The organism is Halorubrum salipaludis, assembly GCF_002286985.1.
In the GTDB taxonomy this organism is placed as follows: Archaea; Halobacteriota; Halobacteria; order Halobacteriales; family Haloferacaceae; genus Halorubrum; species Halorubrum salipaludis.
The window spans coordinates 196,360-221,035 of record NZ_NSKC01000008.1 but is presented as its reverse complement, the minus strand read 5'-3'; the positions used below and the strand labels follow the sequence as shown (position 1 = coordinate 221,035).

The 24,676-nt window shown below is 71.0% G+C and carries 23 protein-coding genes; 6 read left to right on the top strand and 17 right to left on the bottom strand.

Annotation, left to right across the window (positions count from 1 at the left end; genetic code table 11):
- Positions 1–519 precede the first annotated feature (519 nt).
- From CK500_RS12625 to CK500_RS12615, 3 genes are all read right to left on the bottom strand, one after another.
- Entirely contained in the window at positions 520–1,326 is an 807-nt protein-coding gene (locus CK500_RS12625) for a TrmB family transcriptional regulator (RefSeq protein WP_095637573.1), read from the bottom strand.
- Positions 1,327–1,470: 144 nt separating this feature from the next.
- Positions 1,471–3,129 carry a DUF255 domain-containing protein gene (locus CK500_RS12620; RefSeq protein ID WP_095637572.1) on the bottom strand — a complete coding sequence of 553 codons (1,659 nt, stop codon included), beginning with the start codon at positions 3,127–3,129 and terminating at the stop codon, positions 1,471–1,473.
- 128 nt (positions 3,130–3,257) lie between these two features.
- Complete coding sequence (locus CK500_RS12615) at positions 3,258–3,479, bottom strand: hypothetical protein (RefSeq protein ID WP_095637571.1); 222 nt, start codon at positions 3,477–3,479, stop codon at positions 3,258–3,260.
- Positions 3,480–3,801: 322 nt separating this feature from the next.
- Between CK500_RS12615 and CK500_RS12610 the strand changes: the two genes are divergently transcribed.
- Entirely contained in the window at positions 3,802–5,016 is a 1,215-nt protein-coding gene (locus tag CK500_RS12610; protein ID WP_095637570.1) for a hypothetical protein, read from the top strand.
- 616 nt (positions 5,017–5,632) lie between these two features.
- Here the strand turns inward: CK500_RS12610 and CK500_RS12605 are convergent.
- The 9 genes from CK500_RS12605 to cheB all read right to left on the bottom strand — a co-directional run bounded on the left by CK500_RS12605 (position 5,633) and on the right by cheB (position 15,809).
- Positions 5,633–6,787 carry a carbohydrate kinase family protein gene (locus tag CK500_RS12605; protein WP_095637569.1) on the bottom strand — a complete coding sequence of 385 codons (1,155 nt, stop codon included), beginning with the start codon at positions 6,785–6,787 and terminating at the stop codon, positions 5,633–5,635.
- Complete coding sequence (locus tag CK500_RS12600) at positions 6,784–7,755, bottom strand: ribose 1,5-bisphosphate isomerase (protein WP_095637568.1); 972 nt, start codon at positions 7,753–7,755, stop codon at positions 6,784–6,786. Before CK500_RS12600 ends, CK500_RS12605 begins: the two co-directional genes overlap by 4 nt.
- Before the next feature lie 121 nt (positions 7,756–7,876).
- Positions 7,877–8,566: a class II aldolase/adducin family protein gene (locus CK500_RS12595; protein ID WP_095637567.1), complete on the bottom strand. Its 690-nt coding sequence runs from the start codon at positions 8,564–8,566 to the stop codon at positions 7,877–7,879.
- Entirely contained in the window at positions 8,563–9,276 is a 714-nt protein-coding gene (locus CK500_RS12590) for an HAD family hydrolase (protein ID WP_095637566.1), read from the bottom strand. Before CK500_RS12590 ends, CK500_RS12595 begins: the two co-directional genes overlap by 4 nt.
- 236 nt (positions 9,277–9,512) lie before the next feature.
- On the bottom strand, positions 9,513–10,385 hold the full coding sequence (locus CK500_RS12585) for a CheF family chemotaxis protein (RefSeq protein WP_095637565.1): 873 nt from the start codon (positions 10,383–10,385) through the stop codon (positions 9,513–9,515).
- Positions 10,386–11,594 carry a HEAT repeat domain-containing protein gene (locus tag CK500_RS12580; RefSeq protein WP_095637564.1) on the bottom strand — a complete coding sequence of 403 codons (1,209 nt, stop codon included), beginning with the start codon at positions 11,592–11,594 and terminating at the stop codon, positions 10,386–10,388.
- A complete protein-coding gene (locus CK500_RS12575; protein WP_095637563.1) occupies positions 11,594–12,403 on the bottom strand; it encodes a CheR family methyltransferase in 810 nt (269 codons plus the stop codon). Before CK500_RS12575 ends, CK500_RS12580 begins: the two co-directional genes overlap by 1 nt.
- Positions 12,400–14,703: a chemotaxis protein CheA gene (locus CK500_RS12570; RefSeq protein WP_095637562.1), complete on the bottom strand. Its 2,304-nt coding sequence runs from the start codon at positions 14,701–14,703 to the stop codon at positions 12,400–12,402. The genes CK500_RS12575 and CK500_RS12570 overlap by 4 nt, the downstream gene beginning before the upstream one ends.
- Entirely contained in the window at positions 14,703–15,809 is a 1,107-nt protein-coding gene (cheB, locus tag CK500_RS12565; protein WP_198951560.1) for a chemotaxis-specific protein-glutamate methyltransferase CheB, read from the bottom strand. Before cheB ends, CK500_RS12570 begins: the two co-directional genes overlap by 1 nt.
- A gap of 102 nt (positions 15,810–15,911) precedes the next feature.
- Between cheB and CK500_RS12560 the strand changes: the two genes are divergently transcribed.
- From CK500_RS12560 to CK500_RS12545, 4 genes are all read left to right on the top strand, one after another.
- Positions 15,912–16,397, top strand: coding sequence for a chemotaxis protein CheW (locus CK500_RS12560; protein ID WP_095637560.1), 486 nt, complete (start codon positions 15,912–15,914; stop codon positions 16,395–16,397).
- 161 nt (positions 16,398–16,558) lie between these two features.
- Positions 16,559–17,254 carry an RAD55 family ATPase gene (locus CK500_RS12555; RefSeq protein ID WP_095637670.1) on the top strand — a complete coding sequence of 232 codons (696 nt, stop codon included), beginning with the start codon at positions 16,559–16,561 and terminating at the stop codon, positions 17,252–17,254.
- Positions 17,254–17,646, top strand: coding sequence for a hypothetical protein (locus CK500_RS12550; RefSeq protein ID WP_095637559.1), 393 nt, complete (start codon positions 17,254–17,256; stop codon positions 17,644–17,646). The genes CK500_RS12555 and CK500_RS12550 overlap by 1 nt, the downstream gene beginning before the upstream one ends.
- A gap of 43 nt (positions 17,647–17,689) precedes the next feature.
- Positions 17,690–18,298: a DUF7504 family protein gene (locus tag CK500_RS12545; protein WP_095637558.1), complete on the top strand. Its 609-nt coding sequence runs from the start codon at positions 17,690–17,692 to the stop codon at positions 18,296–18,298.
- 666 nt (positions 18,299–18,964) lie between these two features.
- Here the strand turns inward: CK500_RS12545 and CK500_RS12540 are convergent.
- Positions 18,965–19,567 carry a hypothetical protein gene (locus CK500_RS12540; protein WP_095637557.1) on the bottom strand — a complete coding sequence of 201 codons (603 nt, stop codon included), beginning with the start codon at positions 19,565–19,567 and terminating at the stop codon, positions 18,965–18,967.
- Between the two features lie 112 nt (positions 19,568–19,679).
- Between CK500_RS12540 and glmM the strand changes: the two genes are divergently transcribed.
- Positions 19,680–21,041, top strand: a complete 1,362-nt coding sequence (glmM, locus tag CK500_RS12535; protein ID WP_095637556.1) for a phosphoglucosamine mutase — start codon at positions 19,680–19,682, stop codon at positions 21,039–21,041.
- A 65-nt stretch (positions 21,042–21,106) separates the two neighbouring features.
- Here the strand turns inward: glmM and CK500_RS12530 are convergent, their stop codons facing one another.
- The 4 genes from CK500_RS12530 to hemC form a co-directional block, all read right to left on the bottom strand.
- Positions 21,107–21,505: a hypothetical protein gene (locus CK500_RS12530; protein WP_095637555.1), complete on the bottom strand. Its 399-nt coding sequence runs from the start codon at positions 21,503–21,505 to the stop codon at positions 21,107–21,109.
- A 325-nt stretch (positions 21,506–21,830) separates the two neighbouring features.
- Complete coding sequence (locus CK500_RS12525) at positions 21,831–22,592, bottom strand: uroporphyrinogen-III synthase (protein WP_095637554.1); 762 nt, start codon at positions 22,590–22,592, stop codon at positions 21,831–21,833.
- Entirely contained in the window at positions 22,589–23,446 is an 858-nt protein-coding gene (gene cobA / locus CK500_RS12520; RefSeq protein WP_095637553.1) for a uroporphyrinogen-III C-methyltransferase, read from the bottom strand. Before cobA ends, CK500_RS12525 begins: the two co-directional genes overlap by 4 nt.
- Positions 23,439–24,671, bottom strand: a complete 1,233-nt coding sequence (hemC, locus tag CK500_RS12515) for a hydroxymethylbilane synthase (protein ID WP_095637552.1) — start codon at positions 24,669–24,671, stop codon at positions 23,439–23,441. Before hemC ends, cobA begins: the two co-directional genes overlap by 8 nt.
- Positions 24,672–24,676 lie beyond the last annotated feature (5 nt).

The window sequence follows — 24,676 nt, the reverse complement described above, 5'->3', positions numbered from 1 at the left end:
GAGTGAATCTCGCATGTTGGTGGAGAGATTGTTTATAAGCCGGATTGGCGTGTCGCTAGCGGATGTTTATAAGCGATCGACGACGCTACGATGAGGGTCTGCAAAGCCCCAGCCGCTGTGGGCGGCGCACGCTCGCCGCGCTCCTCGCTCAGTCGCTTCGCTCCTTCGCTGCGGTGCTCGCGTCGCCTGCGCCGCCCACAGCGACTGCCCCTTTGAGTCCCACCCGCCCGCTACAGCACCGCAGCCTCACACCTCCCCAGCCTCGTCGCTGGCGGCCTTCGCTTCGCTCGGCCGCCAGCGACTCCCTCGCGCGTGCTCCTCGGCCGCGAAACGGCCTCGGAGGCACGCGCCACTGCACCGCTATTTATAAGATATCATGACCGTCGCTCACGGCTGTTTAAATACCCTATCACCACCACCGATCTGCAACACCCACTCCCGAGATCGATCGCCGCTGTCCCTGTACTAACCGGGCTGTGATCGCTATCCCCTCTTGGTGAGGTCACGAGCGCTTCTTCCTCACCCGAACGTCAGCGGCTCCGCCTCCCCCCACTGCGGTTCGAACTCCTCGCTCACGCTCGCCGCGAACTCCGCGTCCTTCACGTCGATCATCGCGAACGGCTCGTCGCCGGAGAGCGGGTGCGGCACCTCGATGCACACCTCGATCCCGTCGAAGACGGAGAAGGTCCCGTCGACCCCGGGCGTCGTGCGCACCTCGAACCCGTCCATGTCCGAGAGGTCGGCGGTGTACCGCCGGCCGACGCTCCGCGGGAGCGCGTCCACGGTCTCCGGCGACAGCAACACGCGGATCTCGACGCCTCGGTCGAGCGCCGCCTCAAGCTCGTCGGTCACCTGTTCGCCGACCGTCCCGAGGTCGAAGCCGGTCGCGGGCGCGCCGGCGACGACGACCATCCGGCGCTCGGCGGCCGCGATCCGCTCCAAGAGGAGGTCGGTCGCGTCCTCCGCGCCGACGGCCGCGGTCCAGAACTGCCCGTCGACGGGCTCGCCCGCGTCGAGCTCCGTCGAGAGGTCATCGACCACCTCCTCGTACTGCTCCGCCTGCGTCTCCAGCTCCCGCTTCTTCTCCTCTAACAGCCGGTCGAGCGCGGCGTCGGGCTCCACCGCCGCGTACTTCTTCGGTCGGCTGGCCGCCTGACTCCGGACCAGGTTGTGCTGTTCCAAGCTGTTGAGCACGTCGTACACCCGCCCCATCGGGACCTCGCTGGCCCGCGAGAGGTCCTTCGCCGTCGTCGGCCCGGTGCGTAAGAGCGCGCGGTACGCGCGGGCCTCGTACTCCGACAGCCCGAGGTCGCGGAGAGATGCCATACCCACCGATCCGGCGGGATCAGTATAAACGCGTCGCAGGTTTACACGAACCGGCGGTGGTCGGCGAACGCGTTCGCGTCGCCGGGATCGTGTCGGCGCCGAACCGAGCCGCCGCCGTCGCGGGTGATTCCGGGATCCGCTTCGTCACTCGGCGGTCTCGGCGACGCGCGTCATCAACTCGTCCGGTGTTTCCGCCGGCTCCGAGGCGGCGTCCCCGGCGAGGACGACCGCCGACCCCGCCGGCACCGACCGCGGGGCGGGCGCGTCCTCCCGGTGTGCGTTCGGGACGACGACCTTCTCGTGGTCGGCGACGCGCCACGCGGCGCGGTGGAGGTCGCTGCCGGGCTCGTCGCCGACGGCGACGACGGTGGTGCCGCGGAGCAGCCGCCCCGCGAGGCTCCCGTACCCGGCGACCTGCACGCTCAGGCGCTCGGTGGCGCCGGCGAACGCCTCGGCCGTCTCGCGGGCGACCGTCTCGTAGCGCTCCTCGCCCGTCAGCGCCGCCAGGTCGAGCAGTGCGTCCGCCATCTCGACGTTGCCGTCGAGCGGGCGGAAGGGACGGTCGAGCAGCCCCGCGCCCGACCGCGGCCCGTCGACGAAGGAGCCGTCGACGCGGAGGCGATCGATGGCTCGGTCCGCGACGGCGCGGGCGATTTCCGCGCCCTCGCCGAGCACGCCGGCGGCGCGGGTGTACGCGCTCACGACGCGGGCGGCGTCGGCGAGCAGGTCCGACTCGCCGACCTCGTCGCTCCCGCGGTAGTGCGTCACTTCGCCGGTGTCGGCGTCGATCAGGTCGCGCTCGAGCCCGTCGAGGATCCGCTCGGCGTACTCCCGCGTGCGCTCGTGGTCGGTGTAGGCGGCGACCGCGAGCAGCGCGTCGGCGGCGAGCGCGTTCCCGCCCGCGAAGACGGTCAGGTCGCGGCGGGGCGAGTCGAGGTCCGCGCGGTCCGCGGCCGACGCGGCGTAGTAGGCGCGGCCGAGCCCGGGCCCGAGGCTCCCGCCGACGCCGTAGCCGGTCCAGAGGTCGTCGGTCAGGAAGCCGACCGCGTCGGTCGCGGGCTCCAGGTAGGCCTCGTCGCCCGTGTAGAGGTAGGCGTTCGCGAACGCGCGGGTGACGGCCGCGTTCGTGTCGATCGGCTTCTCATAGGCCACGTCGCCCCAGTCGCGGGTCCCCGCGAACCGGAAGAACCCGCCGGCCACGTCGTCGGCGAGGTGGTCGCGCACCGCGTCGAGCGTCCGGAGGGCGCGGTCGCGGTCGCGCTTCAGCGCGAACTCGACGGTGCGGGGAAGCGGGAACTTCGCGTCGGAGCCCCAGCCCGCGTACTCCTCGTCGTACTTCACCTCGATCTGGCCGGCGAGGTGGCTCTCGATCGCGTCCGTCAGCTCCCCGCTCGGCGGGAGGTCGGCGTCGAGCGCGCGCGGGATCCGACCCGCCTCTCGTCCCTTGTCGGCCCACATCTGGCGGACGGACTCGAGCACCTGCCGCATCCCGTCCACGTCGAGGTAGCCCGCGCCGGTGAGCAGCTCGCCCTCGGGGGTGAGGAAGGCGGTCGTCGGGAACCCGCCCATGTTGTATCGCTCGCGCACCCGCGGGCGGCGGTCGACGTCGACGCGGACCGGGACGAACCCCTCGTTGACGTTGGCGGCGATCCGCGGCTCGGCGTAGGTGATCGCGTCCATCTCGTGACAGCCCTCGCACCACGTGGCGGACAGCGAGAGCAGAACCGGGCAGTCCCGGTCGTCGGCCTCGGCGAAGGCCTCGGCGCCCCAGTCGCGCCACTCGACGTGCGTCTCGTCGGTCATACCCACAGTCGGACCGGCCGGTGGGTAAGCGCTTCGAGACCGGCCCGTGGGGGCGGGTAGATCCGGGAGAGAGGAGGGCGACGATTGCCTCGGCTGCGATACGTGCGGACTCGGGGAGCGTGACGGCCTCAGCGCTTGTAGTCGTGGCCGAGCGCGAGCGCGAGGGCGTTCGCGAACAGCAGGCCGACGAACAGCAGACCGGGGGTGCCTTCGAGCCCCATGTAGAGGAGCACGGGGTAGGCGGTCGGGATGGCGATGGCCGCCCAGAAGGCGGCGGCCTTCACCGTGCCGGTCATCAGTCCGGCGACCTGCCGGCCGGACGCGAGGCGCGTGGAAGCGGGGGTTGACATGGACACCTCTCCCTACGACTGGAGACCACATATAGCCCGCAGAGGGTTCGGACGATTTCACCACGTTTCTCGCCCCCTCGCCGACGTTTTAAAACGGCCTCATATCGGCCCTAATTCTTTATCGAGTCCTCTCACGGTTTTTCACGGATCGACGACGATCGTCGAGACGGTGGTTCGATCGGCCGCAGAGAGTCGTTCTCGGAGCGGTGATTCCCACCCTCGACGGAGCGGGCGCTCGACCGCAGCCGACGCCGGCGTTACACAGAGAGGTCTTTGCGCCTACAGGAAGCCCTTATGTGGGGGCGTCGTAGCCACGCCCGTCATGACCGAACTCACGCGTCGAACGGCGATATACGGCATCGGGGCGGGAAGCGTCGCCGCGCTCGCCGGCTGTACCGACGAGGTCGAGCCCGGCGCGGGGGACGGCGACGACGGGAGCGACGGCGGAACCGGCGACGGAGCCGACGGCGAGGACGGCGAGGACGGCAGGGACGGGGAAGACGGCGAGGACGGCGGCGACGGACTCACCGACACGGCGGTCCAGCAGGCCGGCGGCGCGCTCTCCGGGCCGGCGTGGGACCGCGAGTCACGACGCGGCTTCTGTACCCTGTTCACCGACGAGGACGAGGCGCGCTGGCTGTTCGACGACGCGCCCGCGGCGGTGGGGGAGTTCGTCGAGGCGACCGACTTCTCGTCGTCCGTGCTCGCGTACGTCGAGTCGGTCGGACCCACCACCTGCCACGACCGGATCGCGTTCGACGACGTCGCCGTCGAGGACGGGACGCTCGTCGCGAGCGTGACCGTCGAGAACACCGCCGCGGAGGACGAGGCCTGCGGCGAGGCGGTCACCTTCTCCGGCGCGCTGCTCCGGGTCACCGCCGACCCGCTGCCGGACGCGCTCCGGCTCTCGGTGACGAACGGCTGGGACGAGACCGCGGAGCTGACCGGCGACGGGGGAATTCTGGATCCCGCCGGGCTCGACGGATTCGTCAGACCCGACGGGGATCCCCAAACCGTGCCAGCGCCGCTCGACTGCGAGGACGGCGCCTTCGAGCGCCACCCGGGCTTCTACTCCGACGGCGTCTCGTGGGGATCGGGCGGCGGTACCGGGGAAGACGGCGACGGGAGCGGCCCCCTCGAGCTCCGCGTCGTGAACCCCGCGTACGACGGCGACGACCGCGCGGCGGCGCTGACGTTCGAGCGCGGCGACGACGTGCGGATCGAGCTGACCAACGTCTCCGCCCGCGAGGAATACGTCGGCAACCACGGGAAGTACAACGTCGAGGTGCTCACCGAGGACGGGTGGATGGACGTGCGCGGCGGCGACGACGACCGGTTCGGCTACACGGACGAGGCGATCGCTCACCGGCCGGGCGAGACTGTCGCGTGGGAGTTCGAGCTGACCGAGTCCGGGCTCGTCGCCGACGAGAACCAGCCGGGCGGGCTCCGGGTCTGTCCCGACCTGCAGCCGGGTCGCTACCGGTTCGTCTTCTTCGGCGCCGCCGACGTCGCGGCGGCGTTCGACTACGTCGGGTAGCGCGGTCGCGTTCGGGGGTCGTCGAAATACTATCGATTCCTCGCCAGGTGACTTGTTCGGACCCGAATCCGATCTGTACAGACCCAGCAGCGTGATCGACTTCGGGAGTGAGTCTCGCAAATTGGCTGTTCGGTTGTTTATAAGTTGGATTTGGGTGTTGCTGACAGGTGTTTATAAGTGATCGATGTGCCCGCGGTGAAGGCCTCCAAAGCCCCAGCCGCGAGGGGAGCTTACGCTCGCTGCGCTCCTCGGTCGCTCGTTTCACTCGCTCTCTGCGGTGCTTAGCGTCGCCTAAGCTCCCCTCGCGGCTGCCCCTTTGAGTCCCACCCACACCGCAACCGCAGCCTCACGCCTCCCCAGCCTCGTCGCTGGCGCCTTATAAGGCGCCAGCGACTCCCTCGCACGCGCTCCTCACGGCCACCGGTGGCGGCCGTTCGGAGGCGCGCGCCACCGCGTCGTCATTTATAAGCGATCGTCGTCGCTCTTGGCTGTTTAAATACCGTCTCGCCGCTACCGATCTGCAATACCCACTCCCGAACTCGATCAAAAGGCCCGCTTCAACGATCGGCTCGATCGTGCGACAACGCGTCCGGAGAACCAGATTCACGGCGCCGTCTCACACCCGGATCTCGATCAGCAGGTCCGACTCGGGCGACTCCCCCATCACCGACCGGACGCGCTCCCACGAGAGGTCGGCGCGGGCGGTCACCGTCTCGGCCGCGATCCCGCCGCAGGCGTTGGCGACGAGCAGCGGCACCTGGTAGTCACGGGGGTCGTGCGAGAACCCGCCGCCGGTGATCTCGGGGTCCCTGAGCGCGGCGCCGAGGAAGCCGGCCGCGAACGCGTCGCCGGCGCCGACGGTGTCGACGGCGTCGACGTCGAACCCGGGATGCGACACGTCGCCGTGGGGTGTCCGGACCGTCGCCCCCTCCTCGCCGAGCTTGATCGCGACGACGCGGTCGTCGGGCTCCCACGGGTCGATGTCGGTCGCGTCGGCGATCGCGTCGGCCTCCGGGGCGTTCAGGAAGAGCACGTCCGCGGCGTGGAGCGCGGCCTCGAACTCGCGGTCGCCCACGCGGCGTCCCGGGTCGAAGCTCCGAGTCGTCCCGGCCTCGCCGGCCGCGGTCGCGAGCGCGGCCGCGGTCTCCGGCTGCTGGCCCGTGAGGTGGAGGTGGTCGGCCGCCGCGAGCGTGTTCCGGTCGAGCTCGGCCGCGGTGAACGACTCGTTGGCGCCGTCGTTGGCCAACATGAGCAGCTCGCCGCTCCCGTCGACGATCGCGTACTTCACCGAGGTCGGCGCGTCCGCGTCGACGAGGACCTGTCCGGGGTCGACGCCGGCGCTCGCCAGCTCGCGGAGCGCCAGCGCCCCCGACTCGTCGCCGCCGACGCTCCCGAAGACAACCGACTGGCCGCCGAGCCCCACGAGCCCGACCGCGACGTTCGCGGCGCTGCCGCCGCCGGACTGCTCGAGTAAGTCGATCCGGGTCTCGCCGTCCGGCTCCGGCAGCCGCTCGACGTGGATCGTCACGTCCCAGTTGATGTGACCGGCCGAGACCACCTTCGGGACGCGGCCCGAGGACTCCGGCTCTAAGTCGGGATCGTCGTCGACGGGGTCGCGGTCGGGTCCGGGGTCGTCCCCGGCCGCGGTGCCGTCTCCGTCGCCGTCGGAGCCGCCGTCTCCGGCCTCCCACTCGGAGACCTCCTCGTCCCACTCCGCGAGCTCCTCCTCCCAGTCGTCGGTCCCGTCGCGCCCCGGGCCGTCATCGCTCATGGCTCGGCCCACGGCTCGGCGGCGCCCTCGCCGAACAGCTCCCGCATCAGCGTCACGATGCTCTCGGGCGGGAACTGGCCCTGCTCGGTGACGATCGCGTCCATGTACCGCGGCGGCGTCACGTCGAACGCCGGGTTCCGCACGTCGATCTCCCCGATCTCGTCGCGGGTCTCGGGGTCGATCACCTCGCTCTCGTCCCGCATCTCGATCTCGACGGTGTGGCCCGTCAGCGTCTCCGGGTGGAGCTTGATCGTCTGGGCGGCGGTCATGATCGGGACGCCGCGCTCGCGGGCGTTGACGGCGAGCCCCGAGGTGCCGATCTTGTTGATGACGCCGCCGTCCGCCGCGATCGAGTCGGCGCCGACGACGACGTGATCGACCTCGTCGAGGTAGCGCCGCGCCGCCGAGTCGACGATCAGCGTGACGGGGACGCCGGCGTCGCGGAGCTGCTCGGCGGTGATGTGGCCCTGCTGGCGCGGGCGGGTCTCCTTGACGACCGCCGAGATCGACTTCCCCTGCTCGACGGCGGCCTCGATGCAGGCGAGCGCGTCGGTCGAGTGGCAGTGGGTCATCACGGTGTCGCCGTCGGCGAGGCGGTTCGCGCCGACCCGCCCGAGGTCCTCCTGCGCGCGGTCGAGCTGGCGGACGAACGCGTCGCTGGCGCCGACGACGCTGCGGCGCAGCTCGTCGACCGTCTCCCCCTCCATGCGCTGGAGGACGTAGCGGAGGGCGTTCGGCAGGGACACGGCGGTCGGCCGGGTCTCGCGGAGGGTCCGCCCCGCGGCGCGCAGCGACGCCCGGAAGGCGGCGGGGTCGCTCGCGGTCTCTCCCGACGCGGCCGCGGCCTCGGCCTGCTCGGCGAGCGCCTCCGCGGCCGCGGAGGCGATGGTCGCCGCGCCGCGGATCTCCATCGTCGCGATCGATTCGGCGGTCTCCCGGACCGGGGCCGCCGGCTCTGTGTCGGTCATACCGATCCAGTAGCCGCCGCGGTATTTATAAAACCGGGCGGGAGGCGGTCGGGTCGAGAGTCGCCGGCGTCCGGTCGCCGTCCCCCGCTACGGGTCGGCGGCGTTCGACCGCCGTCCCCCGCTACGAGCCGTCGTCCGGCTGTTGGCCGTAGCTCTCGAACCGCTCCTCGACGGTCGCCATCTGCTCGTCGGAGAGGACGTGCGGCTCGCCCACCGCCGACGCCCGGAGGTAGAGCCGGCAGAGGTCCTCGACGTGGTGGGTGTTCTCGACCGCCGTCTCGACGTCGGGACCGGTGACGACGAGCCCGTGGTTCGCGAGGATCGCGGCGTCGGAATTCGCCTCGGCCATCGCGGCCACCACGTTCGCGGCCAGCTCTGCGGTGCCGTACGGCGCGTAGTCGGCCAGCGGCACCTCCCGCCCGACGGCGGCGATCATGTAGTGGACGGGGGGGAGCTTCCGGTGGAGCGTCGCCATCGTCGTCGCCCACGGCGAGTGGGTGTGGACGATCGCGCCCGGCCGGTCGTGCTTGTAGATCCCCGTGTGCATCGGCACCTCGCTCGACGGCGCCATCCGGCCCGCCAGCCGGTCGCCGTCCAACGAGACCACCGGCACGTCGACCGCGTCGAAGGAGTCGTACGGGACGCCGGTGGGCGTCACCGCGACCCGATCGCCGTCGCGGACGCTCAGGTTCCCGGTCCGACCCGGAGTGAGGTCGGCCAGCGCCGGCGCGTACTCCACGACCGCCTCGCGCGCGTCGCGCAGGAGGTCGGGGTTGGCCTCGGAATCTCCGCCGGCGTCGTCTCGGCTCACGCCGCCACCTCCGTCAGGTCGGCGAACGCGTCGAGCCGGTGGTCCGGACGCCGGTCGCCGTCGAGCGATTCGACGGGGGGCGCGTCGCCGTCGGCGACGAACAGCGCCGTGTCCATCCCGACCGCGTTCGCGCCGACCACGTCGGCGTCGACGTTGTCGCCGACCATGAGCGCCTCGCTCGGCCGTCGGTCGAACGCCGCGAGCGCGGTCGTGAAGGGGATCGCGCTCGGCTTCTCGCGGCCGACCTCCTCGGAGGCGACGAGCCGGTCGATCCGGTCGTCGATCGCGAGCCGAGAGAGCTTCTGCAGCTGGACGCGCGTGGTGAGGTTGGTCACGACCGCGATCTCCGTTCCCGCTTCGGCGAGGGCGTCGAAGACGCGCTCGACCCCGTCGCACAGCTCCATCTCGCTCGCGTATCCCTCCCAGTACGCGTCGCCGAGCGCCAGCGCGTCGGCGGCGTCGTGCTCCCCGGCGTGGCGCCGCAGTGCGCGTTTGAAGTAGATGTGCCGGTCGTGGGAGGCTGCGGTGCCGCGGGTCTCCCGCTTCGTCTCGCGGCGCCCGGCCGCGTACAGCTCGTCGAACGTCTCGCGGTCCATCTCGTACCCCCGGTCGCGAAACGCCGCGAGGGCGGCCCGCTTGCCCGCCTCGTTGCAGGGGGCGTACGGGTACAGGGTGTTGTCGAGGTCGAAGAACACCGCCTCGTAGCTCATGTCCCCCTTCGGTCGGGCTGTGACTTAAGAGTAATTCGACGTCGACGACGGGGTGCGCCTTCCGAGCGACCCCGCAGTTTATCACTGATACCGCGACCACCCCGCCCGTGAACTGAGTCGCCGTCCGCGGCGGCCGAGGCGGGAGCCCGGCGCACCGCCGCGGTAGACCGGTCGCGCCGGCTGTTCGCTACTCCCCGACAGCGCTCGCCACCGACGCTCCCGAAGTCGCCCGCCTGCTACTGCTCGTTCATCGCCTCGCTGGCGATGTTGCGTCCGCGGGAGTTCAGCGCCACCTCGCGGCGTATCCGCACCTCCTCGACCACTTCGAGGTCGATCAGCCGCTCGAACGTCTCCTCGACGGCGTCGACGTCCATCCCGAGGAACGACGGGATCTCGAACGGCGAGACGCCGGAGTACAGCGCCATCAGCACCTCCCGGTCGCGGCTGGAGAGGTCGACGTTCGTCGACGAGCGCTGCTCGCCCTTCCGGAGCCACGCCTCGACGAACCGCATCCGGCTGGGGTCGCCGGCGATGTGGGTCTCGATGCTGGTCCCCTCGTCGTCGGTGTGCGACACTTCGATCACGGGCTTCTTCTCGCCGTTGACGGTGCGTTTCGCGGCGTCCAGACCGCTGATGTCGTCGAGGTCGAACTTCACGAACGCGCCGCTTTCTAAGGCCGCGTTGAGCCCGTTCTCGTCGATCTTCACCCGGGCCTGCTCCCACTCGGTCTCCTGCACGACGCCCCCCTCGATCGCGGGGTGTTTCGCGGTCACCGTCCGCTGGTCGAGCAGCGCCCGGTACACGTCGCGCTCGAACGACTCGTGCTCGGAGGCGGCGACGAGCAACACCTGATCGCCCAGATCGAAGCTGACGTAGTTGGAGACTCGCGCGACCGACTGGTTGGCGTCGTGGCGTCCGCCGAGCCCCTCGAGCTCGGAGAGCGGGACCGTGCGCTTCCCGTCGTTGCCGGCGAGGATGAGCCGCCGGTTCGATAGGAGTACGCGCCCCGGCGTCCACGAGACGTCGCTCACCTTCCGCCCGTCGCGGACGGCGACCGCGAACCGGGCCTGCGTGTCGGCGACCTTGTACTCGCCGCTCTCCCCCGACATTTAGGATCCCCCCGCCCGGAGCTTCGAGACGGCCGAAAACACCCGCTTCCGGACCGCGGGGCTCTCGTCGTCGGTGAACTCTTCGAGCTTGTTGAGCGTCTCCTGGCCGCCCACCTGCCCGAGCACGAACACCGCCTTCGCGCGGGCGTCCTCGGGGTGTTCGGTGCCGAGCCGGTCGAGGAGCCGGTCCTCGACGATCGGCCCGCCGAGGCTCTTGAGGCTGGTGGCCGCGAACTGCGCGGTCTGCGCGTCCTCGTCGGCGAGCGCGTCCGCGAGGGCCTCGACCGCGGCCGCCGACTCCGGCTCCGCGACCCGGCCGAGGATCCACGCCGCGTTCCGCCGCTGGCGGCTCTGCTGACCGTCAGTGAGGATCTCGACGAGCGGCTCCACGACGGTCGCGTCGTCGGCCTGCTTCAGCTCCGAGACGACCTGATCCCGGACGGCGTGGCTCTGCTCGGTCGGGACGTTCGAGAGGAGTTCGATGACCGAGTACACCGCGGCGTTGCGCACCACCGCGCTCTCGTCGCCGAGCGCGCGCGCCAGCGGTTCGATCGGCTCCGAGTTGTTCGCCTTTCCGAGGGCGCCGGCGGCGATGCGCCGGAGCGACTCGTCGGAGTCGTCGAGGAGGTCCAGGAGGGGGGCGAGCGCCTGGTCCGTCCCGATGTTGCCGAGCGCGTTCGCGGCCGCCCGCCGGACCCGCGGCTCGTCGTCGAGCCGCTCCGTCAGTCCGGGGACCGCACGCGGGTCGGCGAACGTCCCGCAGGCCTGACACGCCCGCAGCCTGACGCGGGGGTCCTCGTCGTCGAGCGCCTCGACGAGGTGCTGGAGCCCGCTCGCGTCGTCAAGCCGACCGAGCGCGTTGGCGGCGGCCATCCGGAGCTCCGGGCGGTCGGCCTGTAGCGCGCGGGCGAACTTCCGGGCGGTGACCCACTCAGCCTCGGACCCCTTGGTACCCGTGAGCTCCGAGAGGAGCTGTTCGAGCGCGGCCTCGCCGATCTCGTCGAGCGCGTCGACCGCGGCCCCGCGGACCTGCGCGCCCTCGTCGCCGGTCGCGGCGCGCAAGAGCACGTCGATGGACGGCTGGTCGTCCGGATCGGCGACCTCGCCGAGGAACTCGGCCGCGCGCTTCCGGACCGCGGCGCTGTCGCTGCCCATCGCGTCCCTGAGGCGCTCGGCGTTCCCGTCTCTCGCGTGCTGGTACAGCGACATCAGACCCTCCGGAACACCCGCCGACGCTTGTCGATCGGGTCGTACCTGTCCGAGCGGTCCGGCGGGACGCTCTCGGTCATGCCGAGCACGAGCACGCCGTCGTCGGCGAGCGACGCCTCGAGCGTGTCGAACAGCGCCCCCTTGTGGTCCACGTCGATGTAGATCAGCAGGTTGCGGCACAGCACCACGTCGAAGGGATCGCGCGCGCCGTCACGGATCAGATCGTGCGTCTCGAAGTCGACGAGCCGCTGGACGTCCGAGCGCACCTGAAACGTGTCGCCGTCGCGCTCGACGTAGCGGTCGGGGTCCGAGAGGGGCTCGAGCTCCGCCGCGATGTCGGTCGTGCGGGTGGTGTGGTACACGCCCTCGCGGGCGTTGTCGAGCGCCTCCTCGCTGATGTCCGAGCCGAGCACCTTGACGCGGGACTCGTCGATCTCCGGGTCGTCGCAGGCCAGCATCGCGACGGAGTACGGCTCCCGGCCGTCCGCTGAGGGGGCCGACCAGACCCGGACCCGCCGCTGCTCGCTCGTCCGCTCACGCAGCACGCCGCGGAGCACCTCCCACATCTCCGGGTTGCGGAAGAACTCCGTCACGTTGATGGTGAGCGCGTCCATCAGCGCCTCGCGCTCGTCGTCGTCCTCCCGGAGCAGCCGCTCGTACTCCTCGTGGGACTCGGTGTCGCGTCGACGCATCCGAGCGGTGATCCGGCGGTCGAGGTACGACTCGTTGTAGTAGCCGGGCTCGAACGGCACCGTGTCGTCGATCTGCCTGAGGACGCCCTCGAAGGCCGTCTCGGTCTCGCCGCTCATAGGCTCACCACGTCGAGGACGGCCACGACGTCGCCGTCGCCGAGGACCGCCGTGCCGCTGAGGCCCGGCGTCCCCGACAGCGGCCCGTCGAGCGGTTTCACGACCACTTCCTCCTGATCGAGCACGGCGTCGCAGTGGAGCGCGACCTGCCGGGTCTCCTCGCGGATCCGCACGAGCATCCCCTCGTCGGTCACGCCGCCGTCGGTCGTCGCGGAGGCTGTGTCGTCGTCCGTCGTCGCGGCTCCGGCCTCGTCGCCGGCCGCCGCCTCCGACTGACCGGGACCGCCGGCGCCGACGCCGGACCCGGCCGCCGCGGCGCCGCTGTTCGCGAGCCGCTCGTTCAGCCGGATCACGGGGTACAGGTCGTCCTCGTGGCGGACGATCTCGTCGCCGTGGACCTCCTCCACGTCGTCCGCGCGGGCGACCTCGGCGATCGACTTGATCGGGATCCCGTACTCCGTGCCGCCCACGTCGACGAACATCACCTTCACGATGGCGACGGTGACGGGGAGCCGGAACCGGACCGTGGTCCCCTCGCCCGGTTCGCTCTCGACCGAGACGGAGCCGTCGAGGTCGCGGGCGGTCGTCCGGACCACGTCCATCCCGACGCCGCGCCCGGAGACGTCCGTGACCTCCTCCGCGGTGGAGAAGCCGGGGTGGAACACGAGGTCGTACACCTCGTCGTCTTCCATCGCATCGACCGCCTCGCGGCTCTTGACCCCTTCGTCGACCGCCTTCTCGCGGAGCTGGTCGGGGTCGAGTCCGCCGCCGTCGTCGGCCACCTCGATGATGACGTGGTCGCGCTCGCGCTCGGCCGTGAGCCTGACGTGCCCGGTCGGGTCCTTCCCGGCCGCCTCGCGCTCCTCGGGGGTCTCGATCCCGTGGTCGACCGCGTTCCGCAGGACGTGGACGAGCGGGTCGCGCATCTCCGTGAGGATGGTGCGGTCGAGCTCCACGTCGTCGCCCTCGATCTCGAAGTCGATCCGCTTGTCGAGGTCCCGCGAGATGTCGCGGACGAGCCGCGGGAACGAGTCGGACACCTGCGAGAACGGGATGAGCCGCATGTCCATCGCCGTGTCCTGCAGGCTGGACGCGAGCTTGTCCAGTTCGTCTAACGCGTCCGACTGCGCGTTCAGCTCCTCTAACTCCCGGCGGAGCTTGATCCGGCTCGTCACCAGCTGCTCGACGAGCCCGTACAGCTCGTCGACCTGGTCGACGTCGACGCGGATGGACTTGATCTCGTCGCCGGACTTGGAGTCGGAAGAGGAGCCGGAGTCCGACGCGTCGTCTTCGGCCTCGGTGGTATCTTCCTCTTCGGCGTCCGCCCCATCCGCCGTGTCGTCGGTATCGTCCGTGTCGCTGGCGGTGTCCGGGTCGTCGTCGTCCGCGGTCGCTTCGGCGTCGTCGGTCTCGGCTGCGTCGCCCGCTTCGGTCGACTCGCCGTCTTCGTCGCCCGCTTCGCCGTCTTCCCCGTTTTCGACGCCTGCCGTCGCGATCGACTCAACCTGGGTGAGCGCGCCGATCCCCTCGGCGACCACGTCGGGGTCGGCGTCGCCGACGAAGGCGTCGAACCGCTCGTCGTACTCGCCGTCCTCCAGCGCCTCGGCGTCGGGAACCGTGACGTACTCGCCGAACTGGTTGCCGAGCGCCTGCACCACGAGCGCGGCGTCGACGCCCGCCATCGCGGTCTCGCCGATCGTCACGTCCGCGTACGCGACCGGGTCGTCGAGGGCGGCGGCCGCGTCGGGGAGGTCGGGAACGGACACGTCGTCGGCGTCGCCCGAATCCTCCTCAGGTTCGCCGGCGTCCGCGCCGGCGTCGCCATCGTCCGCGCCTTCGTCGTCCGCGCTCGCGTCGGCGTCGCCGGCGTCGGTTCCGGAGTCGCCCTCGGCGGTATCGCCGTCCTCGTCTCCGCCGCCGACGGTCCCGTGCTCCTCCATCTCGCGGAGGCGGCCCTCCAGATCGGAGGGATCGGTCGATACGTCGCCCGTGTCGGCGATCTCGGAGACCATCGCCTCGACGGTGTCGACCCCCTCGAAGAGGAGGTCCATCAGCTCGGGCGTCACCTCGCGGTCGCCCTGTCGGACCGCGTCGAGGAGGTCCTCGAGGGCGTGTCCGAAGTCGGAGACGTCCTCGTACCCCATCGCCGCGGCGTTGCCCTTCAGCGTGTGGGCGACGCGGAACACGTCGTCCATCGCCTCGGCGTCCTCGGGGTCGGCCTCCAAGGCGAGGAGGGCGTTGTTCAGGTCCGTGATCCCGTCTTCCGCCTCGGCGACGAACGCGGCGCGGTGGGAGTCCATCAGGCCTCACCCCCCACGATCGCGCCGGCCACGTCGTCGAGGTCGTGCACCTCGTCGACGCCGCCCGTCTCCACCGCGCGCTTCGGCATCCCGTAGATGACGCAGGTGTCCTCGCTCTGCGCGATGGTCCGCGCGCCCGCGTCGGCCATCGCCCGGATCCCCTCGGAGGCGTCCGAGCCCATCCCGGTCAACACGACGCCCACGAGGGGGCCGTCGACGACCTCAGCCGCCGAGCGCATCGTCACGTCCGCGGCGGGCGTGACCGACTGCGAGTCGTCCTCGTCGAGCTTGACGCGGAGCCGACCGGACCGGTAGCTGTCGATCCGGGTGTGGCTCCCGCCGCGGGCGACGAGCGCCTCGCCCTTCCCGATCCGGGCGCCGTCGCTCGCCTCGCGCACGTCGTACGCGGAGGCCTCGTCGAGCCGGTCGGCGAACCGCGACGTGAACGCCTCGGGCATGTGCTGGACGATGACAACCCGGCAGTCGGCCATCGGCAGCGCCGACATGACACGTTCGACCGCGTTCGGTCCGCCGGTCGACGCGCCGATCACGACCGTCAGCGGGTCGTCGACATCGGCGGTCGCGGTCGGCGGGGTTGAAGCGGTCGAGGCCGTCGCGTCCGGGCCGCGCTCGGCGGCCTCGCGCTCGCGGCGGTCGCGCGTCGCCGCGGCGAGGTCGGCGCCCGCGACCGACCTGACCGCCTCGACGAGCCGGTCGGACTCGCGGGAGACACCGGTCGAGACCTCGCCGCCCGGCTTCGAGAAGAAGTCGACCGCGCCCCGTTCGAGCGCCTCGAACGTCACTTCGGCGCCCTCGGCGGTGTGCGCCGACAGCATCAGCACGGGCGTCGGCGTCTCGTCCATCAGTCGCTCGACGGCTTCGAGTCCCCCCATCCCCGGCATCTCGACGTCCATCGTCACGACGTCCGGACGCGTCTCGGCGACCACCGACAGCGCCTCGGCGCCGTCGCCCGCCTCGCCGACGACCGCGACCCCCGCGTCGGTCAAGAGGTCGGAGATCAACCCTCGCATGAACGGCGAGTCGTCGACGACAACCACCCGCAGAGAGTCGTCGCGACCGCCTCGCCGATCCGTCGTCCTACTCATGTACGGAAGCGGGCCCAGAATCAGCATAAATGCACGGACCCGGTAATCACGCCTGATAATTCAGGGGACACGGTTATTGGCCCCTTCGCCGCAGACACGTCCATGGCAGCCATCGAGACGGACGCCGAACCCACGAAAGTGCTGGAGTTCGGGCTGGGCGACGGGACGTACTGTCTGGACATCGGAGTCATCGACGAGATCGTCGACGCCGGCGAACTCACGCGGATCCCCAACTCCCCCGACCACGTCGAGGGCGTGATGGACCTGCGGGGGCGCACGACCACGATCGTCGACCCGAAGACGCTCTTTTCGATCGACGAGGAGGGACCCCGCGAGCGGATCGTCGTGTTCGACGACGCGGAGATCGACGAGGGAGGCACCGTCGGCTGGATGGTCGACGAAGTGTTCCAGGTCCGTGACGTGGCTCCGGAGGACGTCGATCAGGCGACGACCGTCGACGACGAGGGGGTCAACGGGATCGTCAAGTCCGACGACCGCTTCGTGGTCTGGGTCTCGCCGGACATCGACGACATCGAGAACATCGACGCCGCCGAGCTCGCCGCGGACGGCGAGGAAGCCGACGCGTAGCGCGAGTTTCCGCTCTGGACGGACATCGTCGGCCGCTCGCACCGACACCGTCGGCCGCACTTTCCAATGACCGGACATCGGTAGCCGCGCCTGCCCGCGATCGTTCTCACCCGTGAGAACCGGGTGCCAACCCTTATCCGATGACCGACAAGTCGATCCGTATGCGCGCCTCAAGCGGCGTTCCCGGGTTCGACGCCCTCGTCGACGGCGGATTCCCGGAGAACCGCCTGTACGTTGTCAGCGGCCCTCCCGGCAGCGGGAAAACGACGTTCTGCTCGCAGTTCGCTGCGCAGGGCGCTCGGAACGGCGAAGACGTGCTGTACATCAGCATGCACGAGACGAAAGAGGGGATCCGCCGCGACATGGGCGGGTACGACTTCGGGTTCGACCGGGCCCTCGACTCCGACCGGATCACCTTCCTCGACTCGTTCTCCTCGGACGGTCGGCGGTTCTTCGGGCTCCCGGGCGAGCGGCGGGACCACTCGGGGGTGACGAACCGGCTCACCGGATTCATCAACTCACGCGACATCGACCGGGTCGTCTTCGACTCCACCATGCTGTTGCGGTTCCTCCTCGACGACGACGAGGACACGATGATCCAGCTGCTCTCCTCGCTGAAGCGGACCGACGCGACGACCCTGCTCATCTCCGAGATGACCGACCCGAGCGCCTACTCCGAGGAGCACTACCTCGCGCACGGCGTCGTCTTCATGCACAACTACCTCGAAGACGACGGGATGCAGCGCGGGATCCAGGTGCTGAAGATGCGCGGCACCGACGTCGACACCGACATCCAGGGCGTCGAGTTCACCGACGGCGGGCTCCGGGTCGGCGAGGCCGCGGCGGTGAGCCGCTGATGTACGACCGGACCTTCGGCACGGAGTGGGAGGAGCTCGGCCGCGAGGAGGCCGTCGAGCGCGCGTTCGCGCTCGGCGTCGCCGCCGGCGTCGGCAACGAGCGCCCCGCCGAGCTCGACCGGGTCCTGGACGCCTTCGAGAACGCGTACGACCGGAGTCTGATCGAGCTCTCGTACGACGAGGGGCGGACCAAGGCGCTGGAGATCGCCGCCGAGGCCGACGACCCCGATGCCGAGGCGGTCTGGGATCGGCTCGTCGACGGCACCGGCTCCCCGCGCGGCGCTCCGGTGTCGGCCGCGCTCCCCGGAGCGATAACGGAACTGACACTCACGCGGGCTCCCCGCGAGGGGCCCCCGTCGTCGCTCGACCTCCCGTCGATGCTTCGGAAGTGATCCCTCGGAAGGGTTTTACCCGACACCCCCTCAAGCCAGACACATGACCGTGCTTCCCGACGCTGTCCGCGACGCCGACAGCGTGCTCGTCACCGGGCCGCCGATGAGCGGGAAGTACGACCTCTTCAACCGACTGCTCGCCGAGTGGTCCGACGGACCGGTCGTCATCTCCACCGGCCGGACCGCGGAGAAGGTCCGCGGCGACTACGAGTCGATCACCGGAAAAGACGGCGACGACGTGGTCGTCATCGACTGCGTCACCCACGAGCAGGGCGACAAACGCGACGACACGCCGACGACGAAGTACGTCGCCAGCGCCGGCAACCTCACCGACATCGGGATCAAGTTCACCGACGTGGTCGAGTCGTCGGCCGGCCGCGACCGCGCCGTGGGCGTCTACTCGCTGTCCCAGCTGCTGATGTACTGGGACCCCGAGCGGATCTACCGATTCACCCGCGTGATGACCTCCCAGACCTCCGGCGAGGGGTGGCCGTTCGTCGGCGTGGTCAACTCGACCGCCCACGACGAGCAGGTGGTCCACACCCTCCACGAGCCGTTCGACGTGATCGCCGAGACCCGCGTCGAGGGCGACGACCGGGAGTTCCGCGTCCGCGGTCGGGTCGGGCAGCCCTCCGACTGGATCCCGTTTTAGGATCTGGGCCTCGTTGACATCCCGCAAAACCGATCCGTTCTGACCCGATTGTGATCGATACAGGCGTAGTGGTGAGTGATGGCGGGAGTGAGTGTTGCAGATCGGCGGTGGTGATAGAGTATTTAAACAGACGTGAGCTGCGGCGACGATCGCTTATAAAGGACGCCGCGGTGGCGTGCGCCTCCGAGCGGGCCGAAGGTCCGCGAGGAGACCGCACGAGGGAGTCGGCGGCGACCAACGGGAGCCGCCGACGAGGCTGGGGGGGCGTGAGGCTGCGGTTGCTGTGCGGGGTGGGGCTCAAAGGGGCAGGCGTGAGGCGCCCAGAGACGATGTAAGCACCGCAGGAACGAGTGGAACGAGTGACGAGGAGCGCAGCGAGTGTCTGGGCGCCTCACGCCTGGGGCTTTGCAGGTCCTCGCCGCCGATCTCCAGTTAACCGTTTATAAGTGATCGGCTGGGACTTTACAGGTCTTCACCGCGGGCACATCGATCACTTATAAACAGCCGACAGCAACACCTCAATCCCACTTATAAACAACCAGATCACCAACGTGCGACACTCACTCCCGCAGTCGATCAAGAATCGCTCTTTAACCCCCTCCGTTTCGCGCGAAATGTCTCTGAAGAAGAAGCCTTCACCGAATCCGCGTCCCTCCAGTTCGGCGCTTACCCCACCAGCTCGAACTCGGCGCCGAGCGCCGGGGCGTCGGGGATCCCCCAGTAGACGAACCGATACGTCCCGGCGCCGAGCGGCGGGCACACCTCGAGGTCCCGATCGGGGACCGCCGACGCGATCGCCGCCTCCTCTAAGTCGATCGACCAGATGTACGCGCCGCTCGGATCGAGCGTCTCCTCGGACCGCGGGAGCTCGACCGCCTCGCCGGAGCTCGATCCCCGAACGTCGAGCCACCCCTCGCCCGTCTCGCGCTGGAGCGAGTAGGCGTGCTTGCCGAGGACGGTCGCGGGCTCGTCGCCGGTGTTGCGGAACACGAGCCGCATCGACTGGCCGTACGTCTCGGCGTTCCCCTCCGTCGCCAGCTCGAACCGCGTCCCGGCGGCGTCGACGACGGTGCCCTCGACCGGCTCGTCGAAGGGCGCGGTCAGCCGGACGAACGCGTCGTCCTCGCAGGTCAGCGTCTCCGGAACTCCCTCGGGCCCCTGCGGCCCGTCGCCGGCGGCGAAGTCGAGGCATCCGGCGACGCCGACCGACCCGACCGCGGTGAGGGTCGCCACGCTCGTCGCCAACAGATCCCGTCGCGTGCGTTCCATGCGGATCGGTTCGGGCGCGACGGGTTTGAACCGCACGCGTCGACCGTGTCACCGGGTCCCGCCGCTGCCCCGGTTCGGAACCGCTTTCCCGTCGGCCGGCGCATGGGCGCCCATGGAGCTGTTCGGATCCAGCGGCATTCGCGGGGTCGCGCTCCGGTATCTCACGCCGGAGCTCGTCCTCGACATCGCGAAAGCCGCCGGCACGACCTGGGACGCCGACCGGGTCGCCGTCGCTCGGGACACCCGCACCACCGGCGAGCTGTTCGCCAACGCCGCCGCGAGCGGGCTGGCCGCGGTCGGCTGCGACGTCGACCGGCTCGGCGTCGTCCCGACGCCCGCGGTCGGCAACTACTGCGAGTCCGCCGGCGTCCCCTGCGTGCTCGTCACCGCCTCGCACAACCCGCCCGAGTTCAACGGAATCAAGCTCGTCGGCGACGACGGCGTGGAGCTGTCGGTCGACGTGCTCGAACGCGTCGAGCGCCGGGTCCTCGACGACGACTACGACCACGCCGACTGGCGGAACGCGGGCGCCACGACGCGCGTCGAGGGCGTCGTCGACGACTACGCGGACCAGCTGATCGACGCGGTCGACGCCGAGGCGATCGCCGACGCGGACCTCACGGTCGCGGTCGATCCCGGCCACGGCGCGGCGTCGCTGGCCTCGCCCCGGATCTACCGCGAGCTCGGCTGCGAGGTGCTGACCGTGAACGCGACCCCCGACGGCCACTTCCCCGGTCGCCAGTCGGAGCCGGTCCCGGCGAACCTCGCGGACCTGCAGCGGCTCGTCGCGACCACCGACGCCGACGTGGGGATCGCCCACGACGGCGACGCGGACCGGGCGGTGTTCGTCGACGAGACCGGGGCGTTCGTCGACGGCGACACCTCGTTCGCGGCGATGGCGGACGCCTGTCTCGAACCCGGCGACGCCGTCGTCAGCGCGGTGAACGTCTCCCAGCGGCTCGTCGACGTCTGCGACGCCAACGACGCCGACCTCGAGCTCACGCCCATCGGGGCGACGAACATCATCACGCGGACCCGCGAACTCCACGCGGAGGGGACGAACGTTCCTATCGCCGGCGAGGGGAACGGCGGGGTGTTCTTCCCGCCGTACCGGCTCTCGCGGGACGGCGCGTACATCGGCGCGCGCTTCCTCGAACTGCTCGCGGCCGCCGACGGCCCCGTCAGCGAGGCGGTCGCTCCCTACGCCGACTACCACTTCGTGCGGCGCAACGTCGAGTACGCGGACGACGACGAGCGCGACGAGATGCTGTCGGCGGCCCGGGCCTACGTCGAGACGGCGGACGCGGAGCCCAACACCACCGACGGCTACCGGCTCGACTACGGGGACGCCTGGGTGCTCGTGCGCCCCTCCGGCACCGAACCGAAGATCCGGATCTACGCCGAGTCCGCCGACGCCGACCGGGCCGAGCGGCTCGCGACGGACATGTACGTCGCGGTCGAGAGCGGGCGGTAAGGAGTCGATTACGGTCGTTCGTGTCCGTTACTCGTGAAGTCCCAGCGACCAGCGACGGCGACCGCTCAGTCGGTGACGACGGACACCGCCGGCTCCGACGGGCACTTCGCCCACCGCATCGCGGCGGCGGCGTCGTTGAACGGCTCGGCGTCGACCCCCTCGACGTCCATCGTCCGTTCGAGGTACTGTCGTTTGGGGCGCTCCGCCACCACCGCGAACCGCGTCACGCCGCGGTCGGCCGCGGCCCGCGCCGCGAGCCGGAGCGTCCGACGGCCGGCATCCGAGCAGGGGCGCGTCGTCCGCACGACGAGCACGACGGCGTTCACCCGTCGCTCGCCGGCGAGCGTCCGCCATCGGTCGAGCAGCGACTCGCCGTCCGACGGTGAGAGGCCCGTCCCGTGCGGGAGCTCGACGACGAGCACCCCGTCGTCGACCCGGATCGACCATCGCTCGCTCGGTTCCATGCTATCAGTTCTCACCTGTTGGCTGATAAATGTGCGGGGTTAGATATCAAATTTGATAATAATGGGGTGATAGAGGAGACTCAGATCGCGCTCGAACAGGGCTTACACGCGAATTTCTCCCCGTTTCCCCGATCCGATAACCGATCTGTGTCTCAGTATCGGTCGTGAGACTTCTCGCCGTCCCGAGAATCGTCCGGAACATCGCCGGGTCGACCGTCCCGGAATCGTCCGGTCCGTCGTCCGATCGATCGTCGCTCCTCCCGTCCGTCGTCACTCGCTCGTTCGCGTCGCCGAGGCGGTCGGCGGCTCCGTCGCGTCCGCCCTGTCAGTCCCTGCCGACCGCCTCGGCGACGGCCCGCGCGAGCGCCTCGAAGTCGGCGTCGTCGGGGACCACGTCGACGTCGATCCCGTGTTCGGCGGCCGTCTCCGCGGTCGGCGGCCCGATCGCGCCCACGACCGCGTCGTTCAGTCCGTCGACCGCCGCCTCGCGGATCCCGCGCTCCTCGGCGGCGTCGAGGAAGTGGGTCACCGTGAGCGACGAGGTGAACGCGGCGGCGTCGAGGTCGCCCGCGGCGGCCAGCGCCGCGGACTCGCCGGCGTCCTCCGGGCGCGTCAGCCGGTACAGCACCGTCTCGGTCACGGTCGCGCCGGCCTCGCGGAGCCCGTCCAAGAGCACGTCGCTCCCGTGGTCGGAGCGCGCCACCTCGACGCGCTCGCCGTCGACGCGCCCCGAGAGCGCTTCGACCAACCCCGCCGAGGTGTACTCGTCCGGCACGAGATCGACGGTCCACCCCGCCTCGCGGGCCGCGTCCGCGGTCGCGGGGCCGATGGCGACGAGGACTGCGTCGCCGGGTTCCCAGCCCGCCTCGGCGGCGAGCTCGACGCCCGTCTTGCTCGTGAGGACGACGGTCGGCGCGTCGCCGGGGGTCGCCCCGGTCGGCTCGACCGCGAGCATCGGGTCGGCGACGGGGGCGGCGCCGAGCGACCTCAGCAGTTCCGCCGCGTCGTCGATCCGCTCGTCGGCCGGGCGGAAGACCGCGACGCTCGGGGGGGTGGCGGCGCCGGCCGCCTCCGGCTCGTCGCTCACGCGTCGTCACCCCGCTCGCGGTTGCTTCCCCCCTCGCGGTCGCTTCCCCCCTCGCGGTCGTTCCGGAGGAACTCCAGCACGCGGTCGCGCGTCGCGGCCACGTCGCCGATCACGGTGACCGCGGGCGGCTCGATCCCGGCCTCGTCCCGGGCCTCGACGATGGTGTCGAGGGTGCCGGTCGCGACGCGCATGTCGGGCCACGTCGCGCGCTCGACCAGCGCGACCGGGGTGTCGCCGTCGAGCCCGGCGTCGCGGAGCTCCGCGGTGTACGCCGGGAGCTTGCCGACGCCCATCAGCACGACGATGGTGCCGCCGGTCGCGGCGAGCGCGTCCCAGTCGACCGCCGACTCCTCCTTCGTCGGGTCCTCGTGGCCCGTGACGAAGGAGACGGAGGAGGCGTGGTCGCGGTGCGTCACCGGGATCCCGGCGACCGCAGGGCCCCCGATCGCGGAGGTGACGCCGGGGACGACCTCGAAGGGAATCCCCGCCTCGGCGAGATGTTCGGCCTCTTCGCCGCCGCGCCCGAAGACGAACGGGTCGCCGCCCTTCAGGCGGACGACCGACTTCCCCTCCCGCGCCAGCTCGACGAGCCGGCGGTTCGTGTACTCTTGCGGGGTCCACTCGCCGCCGGCGCGTTTCCCCACGTCCTCGCGCTTCTCGTCAGGAATCCGCCCGAGGATCTCCGGGCCGGGGAGCTTGTCGTGGAGCACCACGTCGGCCGACTCGATCAGGTCGGCGGCCTTCACCGTCAGGAGGTCCGGGTCGCCCGGGCCGGAGCCGACGAGGTAGACGGTGCCGACATCGTCGGCGGCTCGCTCCTCGCCCGGCGTCGTCGCGTCGTCGCTCTCACTCATCGTCCGCTTCCTCCTCCGTCCCCTCCCGTGTGCCCTCGTCGGCCTCCGCCTCGGTCTCCTCGCGGGCGGCCGCGATCAGGTCCGCGGCGCCCCGGTCGGCGAGGTCGGCCGCGAACTCCTCCGCGGCCTTCGCGTGCGACCGGATCGGGAGGTCGCGGGTGTCGGCCACCTCCTCGGTGCCGTCGGTCGAGAGCACCCGGACGCGCGTGTGGACGTGCTCGCCCTGCACGAGCGCCGAGACGCCGATCGGGGCGACACAGCCCCCGTTGAGCTCGCCGAGGATCGTGCGCTCGACGGTGACCGCCACCCGGGTCCGCGGGTGGTCGACCGCGGAGCGCACCGCCTCGATCACGTCGGGGTCGGTCGCGGTGACGGCGATGGCGCCCTGCCCGGCCGCGGGGACGAACTCCTCGCGGGGGAGCCGGGTCGTGGGGACCTCGTAGAACAGCTCCGAGCGCCGGAGCCCGGCCTCCGCGAGCACGATGGCGTCGTACTCCGTCTCCACTTTCCGCTCCATCGCCGAGCGTTCGAGATCCGACAGCGAGTCGAACCACTCCTCGACGCTCTCGTCGAACTCCTCGTCATCGTCTCCCGCTTCTGCGTCGCCGTCGGCGTCGCCGTCGCTCAGCGCGTCCCAGTTCGGCTCGTCGGCGTCGCCGTCCTCACCGCCCTCACCGCCCTCGTCCGCCGTCGCCGCGCGCGCCTCGCCCGAGGCGATCAGGCGGCGCTCGTGTTCCGCCTGCAGGCCGGGCGCGAGGAGCTTCTCGATCCGGGTGTCGACGTTGCCCCGGAGGGGCTCCACCACGAGGTCCGGCCGCGCGGCCTTGATCTGGGCGGTCCGGCGGAGCGACCCGGTCCCGACGACGGAGCCCGACGGGAGGTCCTCGATGCCGAGCCCGTCGGGGTGGACGAGCACGTCGCCGGAGGGCGCGCGCTCGGGGACGCCGGCGACGACCATATCGTCCATCCCCTCGGTGGGCACGTCCTTCAGGGAGTGGACGGCGAGGTCGGCGTCGCCGTCGAGCACCTCCTCGTCGAGCGCGCGGACGAAGGCGCCGGTCTTGCCGAGGCGATGGATCATCTCGTCCGGGATCTGGTCGCCGCGGGTCTCGACGCGCCGGAGCTCCACGTCGCGGCGGCGGCTCGACAGGGCGTCGCGGACGGTCCCGGCCTGCCGGAGCGCCAGGTCCGACCCGCGCGTGGCGAGCCTGAGCGTATCGGTCATACCCG

Bases quoted from the DNA above. Each gene is read 5' to 3' on its own strand.
- CK500_RS12570 (WP_095637562.1), bottom strand. From the start codon at position 14,703: ATGGACTCCCACCGCGCCGCGTTCGTCGCCGAGGCGGAAGACGGGATC.
- CK500_RS12590 (WP_095637566.1), bottom strand. From the start codon at position 9,276: ATGAGCTACGAGGCGGTGTTCTTCGACCTCGACAACACCCTGTACCCG.
- CK500_RS12605 (WP_095637569.1), bottom strand. From the start codon at position 6,787: ATGAGCGATGACGGCCCGGGGCGCGACGGGACCGACGACTGGGAGGAG.
- CK500_RS12615 (WP_095637571.1), bottom strand. From the start codon at position 3,479: ATGTCAACCCCCGCTTCCACGCGCCTCGCGTCCGGCCGGCAGGTCGCC.
- CK500_RS12545 (WP_095637558.1), top strand. From the start codon at position 17,690: ATGACCGTGCTTCCCGACGCTGTCCGCGACGCCGACAGCGTGCTCGTC.
- CK500_RS12610 (WP_095637570.1), top strand. From the start codon at position 3,802: ATGACCGAACTCACGCGTCGAACGGCGATATACGGCATCGGGGCGGGA.
- CK500_RS12625 (WP_095637573.1), bottom strand. From the start codon at position 1,326: ATGGCATCTCTCCGCGACCTCGGGCTGTCGGAGTACGAGGCCCGCGCG.
- CK500_RS12550 (WP_095637559.1), top strand. From the start codon at position 17,254: ATGTACGACCGGACCTTCGGCACGGAGTGGGAGGAGCTCGGCCGCGAG.
- CK500_RS12585 (WP_095637565.1), bottom strand. From the start codon at position 10,385: ATGTCGGGGGAGAGCGGCGAGTACAAGGTCGCCGACACGCAGGCCCGG.
- CK500_RS12580 (WP_095637564.1), bottom strand. From the start codon at position 11,594: ATGTCGCTGTACCAGCACGCGAGAGACGGGAACGCCGAGCGCCTCAGG.
- CK500_RS12560 (WP_095637560.1), top strand. From the start codon at position 15,912: ATGGCAGCCATCGAGACGGACGCCGAACCCACGAAAGTGCTGGAGTTC.
- CK500_RS12600 (WP_095637568.1), bottom strand. From the start codon at position 7,755: ATGACCGACACAGAGCCGGCGGCCCCGGTCCGGGAGACCGCCGAATCG.
- CK500_RS12575 (WP_095637563.1), bottom strand. From the start codon at position 12,403: ATGAGCGGCGAGACCGAGACGGCCTTCGAGGGCGTCCTCAGGCAGATC.
- CK500_RS12540 (WP_095637557.1), bottom strand. From the start codon at position 19,567: ATGGAACGCACGCGACGGGATCTGTTGGCGACGAGCGTGGCGACCCTC.
- cobA (WP_095637553.1), bottom strand. From the start codon at position 23,446: ATGAGTGAGAGCGACGACGCGACGACGCCGGGCGAGGAGCGAGCCGCC.
- CK500_RS12555 (WP_095637670.1), top strand. From the start codon at position 16,559: ATGCGCGCCTCAAGCGGCGTTCCCGGGTTCGACGCCCTCGTCGACGGC.
- cheB (WP_198951560.1), bottom strand. From the start codon at position 15,809: ATGAGTAGGACGACGGATCGGCGAGGCGGTCGCGACGACTCTCTGCGG.
- CK500_RS12530 (WP_095637555.1), bottom strand. From the start codon at position 21,505: ATGGAACCGAGCGAGCGATGGTCGATCCGGGTCGACGACGGGGTGCTC.
- hemC (WP_095637552.1), bottom strand. From the start codon at position 24,671: ATGACCGATACGCTCAGGCTCGCCACGCGCGGGTCGGACCTGGCGCTC.
- glmM (WP_095637556.1), top strand. From the start codon at position 19,680: ATGGAGCTGTTCGGATCCAGCGGCATTCGCGGGGTCGCGCTCCGGTAT.
- CK500_RS12620 (WP_095637572.1), bottom strand. From the start codon at position 3,129: ATGACCGACGAGACGCACGTCGAGTGGCGCGACTGGGGCGCCGAGGCC.